The 17228-nt window shown below is 63.1% G+C and carries 16 protein-coding genes; 4 read left to right on the top strand and 12 right to left on the bottom strand.

Annotated features, from left to right (window positions below):
* Positions 1 to 119: 119 nt before the first annotated feature.
* The 5 genes from HBO05_RS25065 to iolC form a co-directional block, all read right to left on the bottom strand.
* On the bottom strand, positions 120 to 1130 hold the full coding sequence (locus tag HBO05_RS25065) for a Gfo/Idh/MocA family oxidoreductase (RefSeq protein WP_169954728.1): 1011 nt from the start codon (positions 1128 to 1130) through the stop codon (positions 120 to 122).
* A 19-nt stretch (positions 1131 to 1149) separates the two neighbouring features.
* Positions 1150 to 3081 (bottom strand): 3D-(3,5/4)-trihydroxycyclohexane-1,2-dione acylhydrolase (decyclizing), encoded by a 1932-nt coding sequence (iolD, locus tag HBO05_RS25060; RefSeq protein ID WP_172314510.1) that lies wholly within the window; start codon positions 3079 to 3081, stop codon positions 1150 to 1152.
* A gap of 25 nt (positions 3082 to 3106) precedes the next feature.
* A complete protein-coding gene (gene iolB / locus HBO05_RS25055) occupies positions 3107 to 3901 on the bottom strand; it encodes a 5-deoxy-glucuronate isomerase (RefSeq protein ID WP_169954730.1) in 795 nt (264 codons plus the stop codon).
* Positions 3898 to 4791 (bottom strand): myo-inosose-2 dehydratase, encoded by an 894-nt coding sequence (gene iolE / locus HBO05_RS25050; protein WP_169954731.1) that lies wholly within the window; start codon positions 4789 to 4791, stop codon positions 3898 to 3900. Before iolE ends, iolB begins: the two co-directional genes overlap by 4 nt.
* Before the next feature lie 87 nt (positions 4792 to 4878).
* Positions 4879 to 6816, bottom strand: a complete 1938-nt coding sequence (gene iolC / locus HBO05_RS25045; protein WP_172314508.1) for a 5-dehydro-2-deoxygluconokinase — start codon at positions 6814 to 6816, stop codon at positions 4879 to 4881.
* A gap of 241 nt (positions 6817 to 7057) precedes the next feature.
* On the opposite strand from iolC, the gene HBO05_RS25040 reads away from it, so the two are divergent.
* On the top strand, positions 7058 to 7963 hold the full coding sequence (locus HBO05_RS25040; RefSeq protein ID WP_169954733.1) for a MurR/RpiR family transcriptional regulator: 906 nt from the start codon (positions 7058 to 7060) through the stop codon (positions 7961 to 7963).
* A 144-nt stretch (positions 7964 to 8107) separates the two neighbouring features.
* Here HBO05_RS25040 and HBO05_RS25035 read toward each other — a convergent pair whose 3' ends face one another.
* A complete protein-coding gene (locus HBO05_RS25035) occupies positions 8108 to 8995 on the bottom strand; it encodes a hypothetical protein (RefSeq protein ID WP_169954734.1) in 888 nt (295 codons plus the stop codon).
* A gap of 394 nt (positions 8996 to 9389) precedes the next feature.
* On the opposite strand from HBO05_RS25035, the gene HBO05_RS25030 reads away from it, so the two are divergent.
* On the top strand, positions 9390 to 10073 hold the full coding sequence (locus HBO05_RS25030) for a response regulator transcription factor (RefSeq protein WP_169954735.1): 684 nt from the start codon (positions 9390 to 9392) through the stop codon (positions 10071 to 10073).
* Positions 10051 to 11439 (top strand): HAMP domain-containing sensor histidine kinase, encoded by a 1389-nt coding sequence (locus HBO05_RS25025; RefSeq protein WP_172314506.1) that lies wholly within the window; start codon positions 10051 to 10053, stop codon positions 11437 to 11439. The genes HBO05_RS25030 and HBO05_RS25025 overlap by 23 nt, the downstream gene beginning before the upstream one ends.
* 28 nt (positions 11440 to 11467) lie before the next feature.
* On the opposite strand, the gene HBO05_RS25020 is transcribed toward HBO05_RS25025, so the two are convergent.
* The 4 genes from HBO05_RS25020 to HBO05_RS25005 form a co-directional block, all read right to left on the bottom strand.
* A complete protein-coding gene (locus HBO05_RS25020) occupies positions 11468 to 11884 on the bottom strand; it encodes an SRPBCC family protein (RefSeq protein ID WP_172314504.1) in 417 nt (138 codons plus the stop codon).
* Between the two features lie 70 nt (positions 11885 to 11954).
* Positions 11955 to 12125, bottom strand: coding sequence for a metallothionein (locus HBO05_RS25015; protein ID WP_169954738.1), 171 nt, complete (start codon positions 12123 to 12125; stop codon positions 11955 to 11957).
* A 90-nt stretch (positions 12126 to 12215) separates the two neighbouring features.
* Positions 12216 to 12671, bottom strand: coding sequence for a DMT family transporter (locus tag HBO05_RS25010; protein ID WP_169954739.1), 456 nt, complete (start codon positions 12669 to 12671; stop codon positions 12216 to 12218).
* 4 nt (positions 12672 to 12675) lie between these two features.
* Complete coding sequence (locus tag HBO05_RS25005; protein WP_169954740.1) at positions 12676 to 13161, bottom strand: DMT family transporter; 486 nt, start codon at positions 13159 to 13161, stop codon at positions 12676 to 12678.
* A 115-nt stretch (positions 13162 to 13276) separates the two neighbouring features.
* Between HBO05_RS25005 and HBO05_RS25000 the strand changes: the two genes are divergently transcribed.
* Positions 13277 to 14209, top strand: coding sequence for a LysR family transcriptional regulator (locus HBO05_RS25000; RefSeq protein ID WP_170043730.1), 933 nt, complete (start codon positions 13277 to 13279; stop codon positions 14207 to 14209).
* 1 nt (position 14210) lies between these two features.
* Here the strand turns inward: HBO05_RS25000 and HBO05_RS24995 are convergent, their stop codons facing one another.
* Together HBO05_RS24995 and HBO05_RS24990 are read right to left on the bottom strand one after the other, a co-directional pair.
* Entirely contained in the window at positions 14211 to 15530 is a 1320-nt protein-coding gene (locus tag HBO05_RS24995; RefSeq protein WP_172314502.1) for an Nramp family divalent metal transporter, read from the bottom strand.
* Positions 15531 to 15568: 38 nt separating this feature from the next.
* Positions 15569 to 17125, bottom strand: a complete 1557-nt coding sequence (locus HBO05_RS24990; protein ID WP_172314500.1) for a DUF726 domain-containing protein — start codon at positions 17123 to 17125, stop codon at positions 15569 to 15571.
* Between the last annotated feature and the right edge of the window lie 103 nt (positions 17126 to 17228).

Below are 17228 nucleotides of genomic sequence, written 5' to 3'. Positions count from 1 at the left end.
GATCTGCAAACCCAATCAAAATGTAGGAGCTGGCTTGCCTGCGATAGCGGTAGATCAGTCAAGTATTTCTAACCTGAACCACCGCCATCGCAGGCAAGCCAGCTCCTACATTGACCGCGCTAGCCGTAGAATGCCGGGCGCTGCGGCAAGCTGACCGCAACGATCTGCCCACTGCCCTGGGCCTCGATACACGCATCCGCCGCCACCGCCGCCGCAAAACCATCCCAGGCCGAAGGTCCCCCCACCTGACCGGCGCGCACGCCATCGATAAAGGCCTGCAACTCCACGTCATAAGCGCCAATAAAACGGTCTTTCCAATCCATCAGAATTGCATTCGATAGCTTGGCGCCGCTGCGCAGTTGCACCTGGGACGGTTCTGGCAATTTGGCAATGCCCGTCTCCCCCACCACTTCACACTGGATGTCGTAGCCGTACTGGCAGTTCACAAACACTTCCACATCGATCCGCGTACCCCTGGCGGTTTCCAGCAGCACGATCTGCGGGTCGCGCAAATGGCTCAGGGCCTTGCTGGTTTTACGCGGGAACACCACCTGCACTGACACATAGTCATCGGCCAGCAGCCAGCGCAGCACGTCCAGCTCGTGGATCAAAGTGTCGGTGATGGCCATGCCGGTGTTGTAGTTTTCCCCCACCGTCGGGTTGCGGTGGGCGCAGTGCAGCATCAACGGCTCGCCGATCTGGCCGCTGTCGATCACCGCCTTGAGCGCCTGGTAGCCCTGGTCATACGGGCGCATGAAACCGACCTGAACCAGGCGCTTGCCGTGGGCCACTTCCGCCTCGACGATCTTGCGACAGCCTTGGGCCGTGACAGCCAGGGGTTTTTCACAGAACACCGGTTTGCCAGCTGCGATAGCCGCCAGCACAAATTCCTCATGGCTGGGGCCCCAGGAGGTGACCAGCACCGCCTCGACCTGCGCCGAATGGATCAGCGCATGACCGTCGGCGTACACCTCGGCGTTCAGTTGCAGGTCAGCCACCACCTGGGCCGCCTGCTCAAGGTTGATATCGGTGACCGCCACCACCTGGCTGTTGAGCAAGGTCTGGCTGCACCGGCGGATATGGTCCCGGCCGATGGCGCCCGTACCGATCACACCCAGCTTCAAAGACATGGCAACGCTCCTCTTATGGTCAGTACTGCCGGGCCTTGGCCAGGCGTTCATTGAGTTGTCTGGCGCAGGCATTGGTGCGTTCGCTGGTGGACACCTGCGCCACGCCAACCCGCCACCACGACAGGTAGCCGTGGATCATGGTCTTGGGCAGCACCTTGATATCGATCAGCGTCGACACGCTCTGCGCGCGTGCATCGGCCAGCGCGGCGTGCAGCTGCGCAACCGTCGTGACCTTGTAGGTCTTGCAACCATAGGCCGCCGCGCTCATGGCGAAATCCACCGGCACCAGGCCGCCATCGAGCTTGCCGCTATCGGGGTTGCGGAAGCGGAACTCGGTGCCGAAGCTGTCCATGCCATTGCCCATCTGCAGGTTGTTGATGCAACCGAAGGCCATGTTGTCCAGCAGCAGCACGTTGATCTTGCGCCGCTCCTGGATCGAGGTAGCCAGCTCCGAATGCAGCATCATGTAGGAGCCATCGCCCACCAGGGCGTAGACCTCGCGCGCAGGCTCGGCCAGCTTCACCCCCAGGGCTGCGTTGATCTCGTAGCCCATGCACGAATAACCGTACTCGACGTGGTAGGTGTTGACCCCCTTGCTGCGCCAACTGCGCTGCAAATCCCCCGGCAGGCTGCCGGCGGCGGCCACAATCACCGCGTCGTCGGCCAGGGTCGCGTTAAGCACACCCAGTACCTGGCTCTGGGTCAGGCAGGAGCCGGTCAGCTCGATGAATTCGCGTAGCACCGCCGCATCCATGTGGTCGTTGATCTCGGGGCTGAAGTCGGCGTCGGTGTAGCGCGCCTGATAGACCCGGTCCACTTCGGCATCCCCCTGTGCACGGGCCTGGCGGGGCTGCTCGCCCCATTGCGTGGCGTAATCGCCCAGCGCGTCGGCCAATGCCAGCAGCCCGACCTTGGCATCTGCCAGCACCTGGACACCGTCGAGCTTCAGCACATCGCCAGGGCTGATATTGAGGTTGAGAAACTGCACCTCGGGATGTTGGAACAGCGATTTCGACGAGGTGGTGAAGTCGCTGTAGCGCGTGCCGATGCCGATGATCAGGTCGGCGTCCCGGGCCAGCAGGTTGGCGGCCAGGCAGCCGGTTTCACCGATGCCGCCGACATTCAGCGGGTGGCTGGAGACGATGGCGCTCTTGCCGGCCTGGGTCTCGGCAAAGGGGATCTGAAAGCGCTCGGCAAACGCCTGCAGCGCGGCATTCGCGCCGGAGTACTTGACCCCGCCCCCGCAGATAATCAGCGGTTTGCGCTTGGACTTGAGCAGCGCGGCAGCGTCGCGCAGCATCGCTTCGGTGGCCGGGCGTCGGTCCAGGCGGTGCACGCGTTTTTGCAGGAAGTAATCGGGGTAATCCCAGGCCTCGGCCTGCACGTCCTGGGGCAAGGCCAGGGTCACGGCGCCGGTTTCGGCCGGGTCGGTCAGTACGCGCATGGCGTGGATCGCCGCACTCATCAACTGTTCAGGGCGGTTGATGCGATCCCAGTATTTGCTCACGGCGCGAAACGCATCGTTGGTGCTGATGCTCAGGTCATGGAATTGCTCGATCTGCTGCAACACCGGGTCGGGCTGGCGACAGGCATACACATCGCCGGGCAGCAGCAACAGCGGGATGCGGTTGGCGGTGGCGGTTGCCGCGGCGGTCAGCATATTCGCCGCGCCGGGGCCGACCGAAGCGCTGCAGGCGTAGACCTTGCGCCGCAGGTGCTGCTTGGCAAACCCAATCGCGGCATGGGCCATGCCCTGCTCGTTGCGGCCCTGATGCACCACGAGCTCGCCACTGTCTTGCTCCAGGGCCTGGCCCAGGCCCAGCACATTGCCGTGGCCAAAGATGGTGAACACGCCGGCGACAAACTTGCTCTGCACGCCATCGACTTCGATGTACTGGTTATCCAGGAACTTCACCAGGGCCTGGGCCATGGTCAATCGGGTTGTGCTCATGTTTGGCCCCCTCGGCGCCTACGGGTTAAAGATCCAGCAACCAACTGTGCTGCGGGTCATTGTGAAAGTGCCAGGCGCGCTTGGGGCCGGCCATCACGTTCAGGTAATACGATTCGTAGCCATAGGGCACGCTGACCGGGTGATAACCCTTGGGCACCACCACCAGGTCGTGGTTTTCCACGGCCATGGCCTGGTCGATGCTGCGGTCGTCGGTGTACACCCGCTGGAACACAAAGCCCTGGGAGGGGTTGATCTGGTGGTAATAGGTCTCTTCAAGAAAGCTCTGGTGCGGCAGATCATCGGTATCGTGCTTGTGCGGCGGGTAGCTCGATGAGTGCCCGGACGGCGTACGCACCTCCACCACCAGCAGCGAATGGGCCGGCTCGCTGTCGGGCAGGATGTCGCAGACGTAGCGGGTGTTGGCGCCCTTGCCGCGCACACTGCGCCGGCACTGCTCGGGGCGGATCAGCCGGGGCGCGAGACCGGCGGCAAGGGCGCCGGGCGCGGCGCAGACGGCGATCTGCACATCGCTCAGGGCTGTCACCTGGGCCCGCGTGCTGGGCGGCAGATAAGCTGCGAACGGCGACTTATCCTCGAACACCGACTGGCGATCCCCGAGGTTCTGCCAGCTGAAGCCCTCGCCTTCGATGGTCACCCGGCCGCTGAGCAGCACCAGGCACAGCTCGTCGTCGTTGGCGCTGACCGGCAGTGTTTGCCCCAGGCTCAGGCGGTAAGCGGCAAACCCTACATATTCCAGGCGCCCCTCTGGCAGCGCGACCATGGTTGGCCCGCGCGGGGTGCTTTTGACCAGCAGGCTCATTGTGCAGCCCTCGCATCCAGCAGCGCGCGCAAGGTATCAAAGCCTTTTTTTGCATAGATATAGCTGGGGGCCACGGCCGGGTCCTGCTCAGCCTCCACCACCAACCAGCCGCTGTAGCCAGCGCCCAGCAACACGTCCAGCAACTGGGCGAAGTCGATATCGCCATCGCCCGGCACCGTGAAGGTGCCGTTGACGATACAGTCGGGAAAGCTCCACAGCTGGTTGCGCGCCAGTTGCACCACCGGTTTGCGCACATCCTTGAAGTGCACATGGCAGATGCGGTCCAGATGCTTGCGCAGCACCTCGACCGGCTCGCCACCGCCCATGTAACAGTGCCCCGAATCGAACAACAGGCCGACCTCCGGGCCAGTGAGGCGCATCAGGGTGTCGATGTCCTCCGGGGACTCGACGTACGCGCCCATATGATGGTGGTAGGCCAGGCGCACGCCCTGGGACAGGGTAAAACGCGCAAGCTCAGTGAGCTTGTCGGCGTAGGCCTGCCATGCCTGTTCGCTGTGAAAGCGCGGGCGCTCGATCAGGCGGATCGGCGAGCCCTGGATCGAGTCGGCCACTTCACCGTAGACCAATACCGTGGCGCCGTTCTCGCGCAGCAGTTGCACATGGCTGGCGATGGCGTCGATTTCCTCGGCCACCGAGCGCCGGGCCAGGCGGCTGGAGTACCAGCCGGAGACCAGCGCCAGGTCGTAGGGGCGCAACACATCACCCACGCCCTTGGCGTCCTTGGGGAATTTGCCGTTGAGTTCGAAACCTTCGTAGCCGATGGCCTTGCCTTCGCTGAGCGCGGTGCTCAACGGCGTCTCGCCGCCCAGGGCCGGCAGGTCGTCGTTACTCCAGGAGATGGGGTTGATGCCAATACGGATTGCGGGCATGGCTGCACCTTTTATTGTTTTAACCTTGAGGCTGCTGAAATCTGCTTGTGTGGGAGCGGGCTTGCCGGCGCCCACATTTGAGCGTGTTTAAACTCTCGAGCTGCGCCAGGCCTGGATCAGTTGTTCGAAGGTCTGCTGTACCTGCTGGATCAGCGTTTCATCGTCGATTTCCCCTGCCATCCACGCCCTGCTCGGCTCCTGGAAGATCGTGCGGCCCACGGCAAACCCGCGGCAGGTCCGGCTCTGGCTGGCCTGCTGGAAGCCCTCGGCCAAAGATTGCGCCGGCGCATTCAGGCCCAGCAATACCACGCCCCGGCAATAGGGGTCGCGTTCCTCGATCAGTTCATCGAGCTGGTGCCACTGCTCGGCCGACTGCGCCTCAATCTTCCACCACGCCGGGTAGATACCCAGGTTGTACAGGCGCTTGAGGCTGCGATAGAGCACATCCGGGTAGGTCGAAGGGTGATCCTTGGGCGGCACCACTTCCAGCAGCAGTTCGTGGCCGCTGGCTTGCGCGGCTTGATACAGGCCCTTGAGCTGCGCTTCCTGTTCCAGGCGCAACAAGGGCTCGTCGTCGGGGTGAAACTGCACCAGGCACTTGATGATCTGCTCCTGGGGCCAGCCGATCAGGTTACTGCCGATCGAGCGCCCGTGTTCGAACGCCAGCGGCCGCGAACCCTGGACCTCTACCGGGCGCGCGACCCACCAGCCACGGCCGGTGGCGGCGTTCAGCGCGTCCTGGCCAAAGCGCTGGTCGGCCAAAATACCCACATCGGCCTCCACACCCTGCTCGTGCAGTTTGCCTTCTACGCGTTCTACCGCCTGGATAAACAGTTGCTTGATCGCACTGATCCGCGCCGGGTCCTGGCCGCCTTTTTGCGCCAGCTCCAGCAGTTGCCAGCGATGGTCGAAAGCAAACACAAACAGCTGCTTCCAGGCCTTGCGCGGCACGCTGACCTGATGCAAGCGCTGTAATACCGGGTCCTGGTCCGGGCGAGTGATGGGCACCGGGCTGCTGAACAGGTAGTGGAGTTCTGCAAGCGTCGGCATCGCCGGGGCGCAGGCATGGCGCGACACCACCAACCCGCCGCAGGCATTGGCCAGCTGGCAGCAGCGCGGGTCATCGGCCTCGTTCAACCAACCACTGAGAAAGCCGGCCATAAACGCATCGCCGGCCCCCAGCACGTTAAGCACCTCGACCCGCACCCCGGGATAGATCGCGCCGTCTTCCAGGCGCGCCGGGATCGCCCCGTGAATCACCGTGCAACCCTGCGGGCCGAGCTTGACCACCAGGGTCGCCGCCGTCAGTTGGCGCACCGTGCGCAAGGCGCTTTGCAGATCGTGGCTGGCGCCGGCAATCAGGAACTCTTCCTCGGTGCCGACAATCAGGTCAAAGCGCGGCAGGATCCCTTGCAGGTGCTGGCTGACGCTCTGGTCGGCGACAAAACGGGTCTCGCCGTCAGCCTTGCCCGCCAGGCCCCAGAGCACCGGGCGGTAGTCAATATCGAGCACGCGCTTGACCCCGTGTTGCTCGGCGTAATCCAGGGCCTGGAGGCTGGCCTGGTACACGCCGTCGGTGGAAAAGTGAGTGCCGGTGATCAGCAGCGCCTTGCTGCTGGCAATAAAGGCTTCGCTGATATCGGCGGCACACAGGGCCATATCGGCGCAGTTTTCGCGGTAGAACACCAGGGGGAAGGTTTCGCGGTCCTTGAGGCCCAGCAGCACCATGGCGGTCAGGCGCTGTGGGTCGACGGTGATGCCACTGACATCACAGCCCTCGCGCACCAGCGACTCCACCAGAAAGCGCCCCATGTGATCGTCACCGACCCGGCTCAACATCGCCGACTTGAGCCCCAACCGCGCAGTGCCGAAGGCGATGTTGGCGGAGGAGCCGCCCAGGTACTTGGCAAAACTGGCGACATCTTCCAGGCGCGCCCCGACTTGCTGCGCATAGAGATCGACGCCCAGGCGCCCAAGACAAATCAGATCCAATTGACGCCCACTGGCAAAACGAGTCTGGCCCATGCTGGCTCCTGTTATTTTTATCAGCCCGCGCCTGCCGTCGTGACGGCGACGCTCTTGGTGGATGCAGACTAGGACGTCCGGCGCCAGCAATCAATATTTATTCTATAAATATTTTATGTGGAATATATTTTCCATTAAGATATTTTTTGCCGCCTTCCCTGTAGACTTGCGCCCATCGACCTATTGTCATGGGCGAGGTGCGCCTCACCTGCCCTGTAAGAACAAGCCAAAAGGATTGCCTATGTCCCGCTCCGATCAGCAGGCTCCCGCCGAGATGCTCGCCAGCCCTCCGATCAATGCCGAGCGTCTGTTGCAGCTGATCACCGATGAATACGAAAGCCTGCCCCGCCAGCTCAAGCGCATCGCCAGCTACATGAGCCAGCAGAGCGATCGGATCATGGTCGACCGCATCAGCGACATCGCCCGGGAATGCGAAGTCCATCCTTCGGCCATCGTGCGGTTTTCCCAGCGCTTTGGGTTCAGCGGGTTCAGTGAGATGCAGGCGCTGTTTCGCGAGGCGTATACCCACAAGACCACGCCGGTGCAGAACTACCAGCAGCGCATCCGCAGCATGATCGCCAACAAGTCGCAGAAAGCCAGCGCTGGCGACCTCGCCCGTGAATGCGTGAATGCCACACTGTCCGGCATCGAGCGCTTGGGCCTGGAACTGGACGACGCAGCCTTCGAGAAAGCCGTGGACCTGGTGGTCAACGCCGACAATATCTACGTGGTCGGGGTGCGCCGCTCTTTTGCGGTGGCCGACTACCTGGTCTACAACCTGCAGCACACCAACAAGCGCATCCACCTGGTCTCGGGCCTGGGTGGCAGCTATCGCGAGCAGATGCGCAGCGTGCGCGCCAATGACCTGGTGATCGCCATCAGCTTCACGCCCTACGGCAAGGAAACCCAACACTGCCTGCGTATCGCCCAGCATCACCAGGCCAAGACGCTGATCATCACCGACAGCAACCTGTCACCGCTGGCCAAGCGCGCCAACACGGTGTTGCTGGTCAATGAAGGTTCCTCGTTTGCGTTCCGCTCGCTCAGTGCCACGCTGTGCCTGTGCCAGGCGCTGTTTATTGCGGTGGCGTACCGGCTGGAGTTGAAGGTCGATGAGATTCACGAACAGGTGGGGTTTGACGACTGATAAAAAGGCCGCCCCTGCCATGCAGGAGCGGCCTTGATCAAGCGGGTACGCGGGTTAGTGCATGAAGATCGCGATCAGGATAATGACCGGGATCGGCACACCGAGGAACCACAGCAGTAATGAGCGCATGACGTTCTCCTTGAATTAACGAATGGTTTCCAGATACACCACGGCATCCCGGCGGCGACCGCCGAAGGTCGCGGCGAAACTGGCGAAGAAGGCACCGAGCAACAGCGCGACGAAGGTCCACAGCGAGGTCACCGCGGCGATCTTGCTGGCGGTATCGGCGGCCTGTTTGGCCTTCAACTTGGCATCTTCCAGGGCTTTGCGGGCATCACCGTAGACCTGGTCGACACGCCGCTCGGCATCGGCCTGGCTGAGGTTGGTGCGCTGGCTGATCAACTGCGCCAGGTAAGTACGGTCTTGCGGCGCCAACTGGCCGTCGTTGCCCAGGGTGCGGGCGAAAATCCGCGCCACCACGCCATGCACCGCATCGTCACTGGCAGCGGCCGGGCGATCATCGCGGAACAGGCTGTCGACGTAGTAGCCGAAGTCATCGCCATTGGCCGCGTTGCCGGCAGCCTGGGTCAAGCCGCTGGCGGCACCCGAAACCACGCTCGCACCGGCCTGCACACCGCCGCCGACAATGCTGCTGACCGAGCCGACCACCAGGGTCGCGGTCACCAGCGTGGCCACGGCCCAGGACAGAAAGCCGTGGGCGGTGTCGCGAAAGTACACCTCATCGCCATGCATATTGGCCCATTTGACCCGCAGCCGGCCGGCGATATATCCGCCCAGCCCCGCCGCGACAATCTGGGTAAAGGCCAGCCAGACAATCGTGGAAATGCCCAGGCCCTTGGCGCTGATGCCGCTGTCGGCCCACGGCGACACCGCCGAAAACCCCAGGCCGAAGCCCAGCAACACCAGGACCAGGGATAACGCAGCGGCAGCTGCGGCCCCGGCAAAGATCGCCCCCCAGGAAACCCCGGAGAGCGTGCTCGACTCTTGCAAAGTGGATGAGGATGTCATCATTGTTGTTGTGCTCCAGGCATTGAAAAATGGTGTTACATCTGTCGGAAAGGACAGTGCAGGCGGCGTGCCAGTCGCCGTTAAAATAAAAACCTATTAATTTCAATGAGATAAGTAAGTTGAACTTCCTAGGATCATGCAACTTGCAAGAACGCAGGTTAAGTGGCGGGCGTTATGCATTCCCACGCCATCCGCCACCCATGTGGGAGCGGGCTTGCTCGCGAAGACGTCAGCCCAGCAAACATTGATGTTGACTGACCCACCGCTTTCGCGGCGATGCGGCGATCCGACAAGCCCGCTCCCACATTGACCGAGGCCTACATGAATTTTCTTTTAGAAACCTCGCTATCATTTCTTGGCAAAATGCCCCCCACTCCCGTGTGACCAGGTAACCCTTATGACCCGCATTTTGACTATCGAAGACGACGCCGTGACGGCTCGCGAGATCGTCGCCGAGCTGAGCAGTCATGGACTGGACGTGGACTGGGTCGACAACGGCCGCGAAGGCCTGACGCGGGCAGTCAGTGGCGACTACGACCTGATCACCCTCGACCGTATGCTCCCGGAGCTCGATGGCCTGGCCATCGTCACCACCTTGCGCACCCTCGGCGTGTCGACGCCGATCCTGATGATCAGCGCCCTCTCCGACGTGGATGAACGGGTGCGCGGCCTGCGGGCCGGTGGCGATGATTACTTGACCAAACCCTTTGCCTCCGACGAGATGGCCGCGCGGGTCGAGGTGCTGCTGCGCCGTAACAATGCGCTCAAGGCCGCGCAAACCGCGCTGCGCGTGGCCGACCTGGAACTGAACCTGATCAGTCGCGAAGCCAGTCGCGCCGACCAACCCCTGAGCCTGCTGCCCACCGAGTACAAGCTGCTGGAATTCCTGATGCGCAACACCGGGCAAATCCTCTCGCGGATGATGATCTTCGAGGAAGTCTGGGGTTATCACTTCGACCCGGGCACCAACCTGATCGACGTGCACATTGGCCGCCTGCGCAAAAAAATCGACCCGCCGGGCCTGACGCCACTGATCCGCACGGTACGAGGTTCGGGCTATGTCATTGCTGAACCCGTCTAACGGCTGGCGCTCGTCCAGCAGCCGCCTGCTGGCCCTGTACAGTTCGCTGTTCGTGGCCTGGAGTTGCATCCTCATGGGGGTGCTGTACTACGAAGTCTCGGGTTACCTGGGCGACCTGTCGCGCCATTCGCTGATGCAGCGCCAGCATCTGTTCCAGCGCTTCGAGGGCGCGCAACTGGATGAAGCCCTGGCCACCAGCATGACCTTCGATATGAAGGGCATTGACGCCTATGGCTTGTTCGATGGCCAACAGCGCCCCCTCAGCGGCCCGCTCCAGCAAATCCCCCCAGGCCTGCCCTTGGACGGGCGCATCCATGCCTTGGCCAACTGCATCGAATCGGATGACCCGAAACTGCCCCGGGGCAGTTGCGACGCGGTGGCGACCCATACCCAGGATGGCCGCTGGCTGGTGCTGGTGCGCGATAACGGTTCATTGCTGGGCGTGACAAGGATCATCCTGCAGGCCCTGCTCTGGGCAATCTCCCTGACCATCATCCCCGGCGTCGCCGGCTGGCATCTGCTACGCCGGCGCCCGTTGCGGCGGATTCGCGGGATCCAGGCCAGCGCCGAAGCCATCGTCGCCGGCGACCTGACCCACCGCCTGCCGCTGTCCAACCGCCGCGACGAACTGGACATGCTCGCCGCCATCGTCAACGCCATGCTTGAGCGCATTGAAAAACTGATGAACGAGGTCAAGGGCGTGTGCGACAACATTGCCCACGACCTGCGCACCCCACTGACCCGCTTGCGCGCGCAGTTGTACCGGATCAAGCAACAGGCCAGCGAGGAGTCCCCCCTGGCCCTGCAGCTCGATACAGTGATCAGCGAGACCGACACGCTGATGGCGCGTTTTCGCGGTTTGCTGCGTATTTCCGAGCTGGAGGACCGTCAACGACGCTCCGGCTTCCTGGTCTTCGATCCCCTGCCGTTGCTCCAGGAACTCCATGACTTCTACCTGCCCCTGGCGGAAGAAGGTCAGTTGGAACTGCTGCTGCAAGTCCCCGAAGCATTGCCACCGATTACCGGTGACCGGGCACTGCTGTTCGAGGCCCTGGCCAACCTGCTGAGTAATTCGATCAAGTTCACCCCGCCGGGCGGCGAGGTGATTCTGCGCGGGATCGACGTTGCTGGCAGCACGCGCATCGAAGTCCTGGACAGCGGCCCCGGGATTCCCGAAGCGGAACGGGCGGCGGTGTTCCAGCGTTTCTACCGGGTCGATGAGGTTAACCAACAGGGCAGCTTTGGCCTGGGCCTGTCGATTGTGGCGGCGATCATCAACCTGCATGGCTTCCGTCTGGAAGTTGGCAGCAGCGAGCGTGGGGGCGCGCGACTGACCCTGGACTGCCGCACACACACCCCACTGTAGGCGCCGGCTGGCCGGCGATAGTGGCCGATCAGGCCGGGAAGTTCTTGCGCAGCGCCTCGACGCCGCCGGTGTAGACGCCGCTGAACAGCTCTTCAACCTCGGCATCCGTCACGCCCGCAACCGGAGTGAACACACCCGACCAGGTGACCTTGGCCGAATGCTCATCCAGCGCTTCAACCTGCAATGTCGCCAGATACGCACTGACCGGAAACGGCGATTCGCTGAGGGTGTAGCTGTAGGTGCGCGCAACGTTATCGAAGGTCTGCAAGTGCTCGACCACCACCGCGCCATCCACGGTTTGCAGGTGACGCACGCGCCCGCCTTCGCCCGGCTCGCTCTTGGCAATCAGCGGCAGCCAATCGGGCAACGAGTTGAACCCACCGACCAGTTGCCAGACTTGATCGGCCGACACCGGGATTTCAATGACAGCAGCAGCTTTGGCCACGATATAACTCCACGACTGGAAAAAAGTCAGGCAGCTTACGCTGCCTGGCGGTGTTGGCGCTATTGGCCGCTCAGCCGTGGGCCGACTTGGCACACTCGCAGCCGGTGGCCGACTCGCACGGTTCACCATGGGCATGGTGATCGGCACAACCCTGGCAGCAATAGCCCTTGCCGTCTTTGGTCACAGCGTTCTGCCCCAGTACACATTTGCAATGCGGGCAGGCACAGGTTGGATCTGGCATGATCAGACTCCTTTTTTTTGGTCGTCCCGGTGCAGCGAATGCCGGCACCTTTAGCAGTGACTGCGGGCCGCTGCCCTTGGTTCAGCGCCGTTAATCAGCCTGGCGCGTGCTGCTGCGATACATGAACACCAGGGCCAGCACCAGGCACAGCATCGCCAGCACCCGGCTGCCGGACAGTTCGATGGCCGTGTTGCCCATCCAGCCGAAGTTGTCGATCAACATGCCCATGGCCAATTGGCCGACGATCACCGCCACCGTCGCCACCGCCGTGCCCACGATCGGCACCGCACCGACCATCACCATCATGTACACCACACCGAACAGCGCCCCGGTCAGCTGCCACTTGGGCACCTCGAGCAGGCTGACGGCCTGGGCCGGCTCAAAAAACAGGATCAGCAGGCCGGTCACCAGCGTGCCCACCGAGAACGTCACCAGGCTGCTGCGCAGCACGCCGACGGTTTGCCCCAGGCGCCCATTGATCGCCGCTTGCACACTCAACACCGCGCCGGCGGCAACCACCAGCACCAACAATGCAATCAGATTCATCGCCTTAACCTCGCGCAATCAAAACAAGGGCTATCACAATCAACAGCAGGGCAACCCAGCGTTCGCCATTGACCCGCTTGCGGGCGGTGCCGAACCAACCGAAGTGGTCGATCAGCACGCTCTTGCCGACCTGGCCGCAGAGGATCGCGATCATGGTCATGGCAATGCCGATATGGGGCGTGGCCAGGGTCAGCACCACCACATACATCGGCCCCAGGAAGCCCCCGATCAACTGCCAGCGCGGCAGTTCATTGAGGGCCGGACCTTTTTGCGGGCCGCTGAACAGCAGGAGCAGCAGCAAGATTGCCGTGCCCACCGCGAAGATGCTCAAGGTCGCCCATAAGTGCCCCACCTGGGCGCCCAGCGGCCCCAACAGGCCCGCCTCCACCGACAGGCCCATGCCTGCCAGGATCACCAGCGGCAACAGCAGCAGCCCCAGGCGGTTTTTCGGCCGGGCCTGGGCCGCGGCCTCGAGAGAAGAAGTTTGCATACACCACCTACACGTCAGATTAAACAATGACGCGCATTATCCGCTGGCCCATTTGTGCGATAAATGGGATCATGCAGACAACACCTTTGCGCAAATCGCACAGCACGGAGGGCTCATGCAGGGCTTCAATGAGTTGAGTTTCAAGGCGCTGCGCCTGTTCGTGGCGGTGCTGGACCACGGCAGTTTCTCCGAGGTCGCACGCCGTGAGGGCCTGGCGCCCTCTTCCATCTCCCGGCAGATCCAGTTGATGGAACAGGCCCTGAGCCAGCAATTGCTCTATCGACACACCCGCGCCGTCAGCCCCACGGAAGCCGGGCGCCTGCTCGGGCATCATGCGCGCCTGATGCTGCAACAACTGGAAGAGGCCGGGCAGGCCCTGCAAGAACAGGAAAGCGAACCCAGCGGCCTGGTGCGCATCAATGCGCCCATGGTGTTCGGCCAACGGCACCTATCGCCCTGGCTGGCCGAGTTGTGCCAGCGATACCCCAAGCTGCAACTGGACATCCAGCAGACCGACACCTACGTCGACCCCTTGCAGGAAGGCGCCGACCTGCTGTTCCGGATCGGTGTGCTCAACGATTCGGGAATGCAGGCGCGCATTTTCGCGCCCCAGCGCTACCGCATCGCCGCCAGCCCCGAGTACCTGGCGCGCTTTGGCACGCCGCGCCATCCCGATGAGCTGCGCAATCATCAGTGCCTGGCGTACAAGGGCGTGAACGGCCAGCAGCGTTGGTTCTTCCGCCGCGCCCAGGACGACTGGACGCCCTATACAGTCAAGGGCCCGATCACCGGCAACCACGCCGACACCCTGGCACGCGCCGCCGAACAAGGCCTGGGGTTCGTGGTGTTCCCCTCCTGGCTGATCGGCGACAGCCTGCGCGCCGGGCGCTTACAGGCGGTACTGAGCGATTACGAAGTGGCGACCACCCTGGAGCCGCAGCAGATTGCCGCGCTGTGGCCCGGCAGCCGGCGGTTGTCGGTGAAGGTGCGCACGGTCATCGACTTTTTTGTCGAGCGTTTTGGCAGCGTGCCCTACTGGGACCGCTGACTCAGAACAGCCACTGGCCGATCAGCCAGGCGTTGGCGCCGCTGATCACGGTGAACAGGCTCCAGGCCAGGATCCTGGTGGGCAGGCGATTGACGAATGACCCCATCAATTGCCGGTCGCCGGTCATGCGGATCAGCGGGTACAGGGCAAACGGCAGCTGCAGGCTGAGCACCACCTGGCTGAGGATCAGCAACTTGCCAATGGCCTGGTCACCCATCAACCACACCCCGAGGAACGCCGGGATCAGCGCCAGGCCACGGGTGATCAGGCGGCGTTGCCAGCAGGGAATGCGCAGGTTGAGGTAACCCTCCATGATCACCTGGCCGGCGATGGTACCGGTGAAGGTCGAGCTTTGCCCGGACGCCAGCAAGGCAATGCCGAACAGGATACTGGCGAAGGCACCGCCCACCAGCGGGTCCAGCAGGTGGTAGGCGTCCTGGATTTCCACGACCTCGGTATGACCGCTCTGGTGGAATGCCGCGGCGGCCAGCACCAGGATCGCGGCGTTGACCAGCAAGGCCAGGGCCAGGGAGCCGATGGTGTCGATACGCGCCAGCTTGACCGCGTCCTGGCGGCTGGCCAGGTCCTTGCCGAACAAGCGGGTCTGCACGATGGACGTGTGCAGGTACAGGTTATGCGGCATCACGGTGGCCCCGAGGATGCCGATGGCCAGGTACAGCGGCGCGGCATCGCTGATCGCCGAGAGCGACGGCGTGAAACCGCGCAAGACGTCTGGCCAATACGGTTTGATCAACACCAGCTCGACAAAAAAACACACACCGATGGTCGCCACCAGCGCCAGCATGATCGCTTCCAGGCGCCGGAAGCCGCGGTTTTGCAGGGCCAGGATCAGCAGCGTGTCAAACGCGGTGATGACAATCCCGGTGGTCAGCGATACCCCCAGCAGCAGATGGAACGCCAGGGCGCAGCCGAGGACTTCGGCGAGGTCGGTGGCAATGATCGAGATTTCCGCCAGCACCCATTGCGTGCGCGCTGAACGCCGGCTGTAGCGTTCGCGGCACAACTGCGCCAGGTCCTTGCCAGTGGCGATGCCCAGGCGCGAACACAGGCACTGCACCGCCATCCCCGCCAGGCTGGCGAGCAACACCACAAACAACAGGCTATAGCCATAGCGCGACCCGGCCTCGATGGCCGTGGCCCAGTTGCCGGGGTCCATGTAGCCGATGGAAATCAGCAGGCCGGGGCCGGCAAACTGCACGACCCGTTTGAAGAACGATGCGCGGGGATCGACGGGGATAGTGCCCGCCACTTCCGGTGGGCAGAACGGCGCGGTAGCAATTTTCGGCAGGCTGAATTTCACGCGGGGTACCAGGCAGACACACAGGACAAGCCCGCAGCTTAGCAGTCAGGCGAGACCGTGCGCATCAGCGTTTCACGGGGCAGATCGAACGCCTCGACCACCTGCACCACCAGGTCCATTTCCTGATTCAGCGCCTCGCGTTCCATGCGCTGGCGAATCACCCCCAGCACCAGCACCGCCAGGGTCGTGATGGAATACGCCGGCCCGGAAAACGCGCGCACCCCGCTCACCAGCAACATCGCCGCCGCCAACGCCTGCCCCACCACCGGAATCGCCGTGGCCGCGCCGCGCCGCACGATAAACCCGGTCAACCCGGCCAGCGCTGTACCGCTCAAGGCGGTGGTGGCCGAACGGCCGACATCGAAACGGTGGAAAAACCCCTGCTCCTTTTGCGCCGCCGCCCGCAGTTCAGCCTCGAACACCTGGCGGTCGGCCAGGCTGAGTTTGTCCTTGTACTGCTCGATCAGGGTCTCGGCGACCCGTTCTTCCAGGCTCACCAGGGCCACGCTGTCGAGGGGCTGGTCAAACTTGATGCCGACGCGCAAGGCCACGTCCTGGGCCAATTGGCGATAACTCACACCGTGCCCACGGGCCAGGTTCATGAAGCTGTCACCGCCCATGCGCTGCAACTCGATGGCCAACTGCAATGGGTCACGTACATCCGCAGCGATGGTCGCACTGCGCTTGGCGGCCATCAACTCGGCGAGGAACTGCAACTCCGGCGCCCGTGCCTGGAGCAGCACCGGGAACAGGTCCACGTCCTCTTCGGCAAAGCGCACCTCGGCACTGCGCTGGTCCGCACGGATCATGCCCCGGCGCTCGTGCAGCAAGTCGGTGTACTGCACCACCGTCTGCAACTGCGGCCAGTAGGCGGCGTGGTCGAAGGTGACCAGATGCACGTTGGTCACCTTGCCCTTGAGCGATGGGGTCAGGGGAATGGCATAGCGGCCGATGCAGCGTTCGGTATCCGGCTTGAGCGCCAGGGCCCAGTCCTTGCTGGAGTGGCAGTTGATCACCCGCCCCTTGAGCGGTGCCGACACCTGCACCCAGGGGCTGGACGTGCAAATCGCGCCGCCCATCAACAACAGGTGATTGAGCGGCAGCTCCCGGGCCAGCTCCGGGCTGGCCAGCAGGCTCTTGACCAGCAGGCGAGCGCCCAGGGAATGGCCGATCAGGTTGATCTGGCGCACCTCGATCGACTCGGCATGCAGGTAGTTGGCCAATTCCGCCAACAGCGTCCTGGCCACTTCGTCCACCCGCGCCTCGACACTTTTGTAGTGATCGAGAAAATAGCCCACCGCCTTGCCCAGGCCCACGGTCGCCGCGCCCAGGGTCCCGCCGCCGAGCATAGAGGCGATGATGTCCTTGAAGGGGGCGAACAGGTTTTCCAGGAAGTGCCCGGCCGGCCAGAACAGCATCACGTTGGTCGAACCGTCGATCCCCGCCAGTTGCGCCTGGAAATTGGCCAGTTGTTGCGGGTTGAAAAACGCAGAATAACCATGGACATAGAGATTGAGCACCGGCCCCTGGGGCGCGCCGCACAGTACGAACGAAGGCTTGCGGGTACGGTGCATTTGGTCCCACTGGTGTTGCATGAGGCGCTGGCTCCTGGTGAAAACGCAGCGCGATAGTAGCAAGAATCGGCGCGAGGCCGCGGGGGTCATGGGCACACACCCAGGTTTAATGCAAAAAAAACCG

It is taken from the genome of Pseudomonas sp. WS 5079, from assembly GCF_012985465.1.
Taxonomy (GTDB): domain Bacteria; phylum Pseudomonadota; class Gammaproteobacteria; order Pseudomonadales; family Pseudomonadaceae; genus Aquipseudomonas.
Note: the sequence above shows the minus strand (reverse complement) of the source record. Positions and strands in the feature narration are given on the sequence as shown.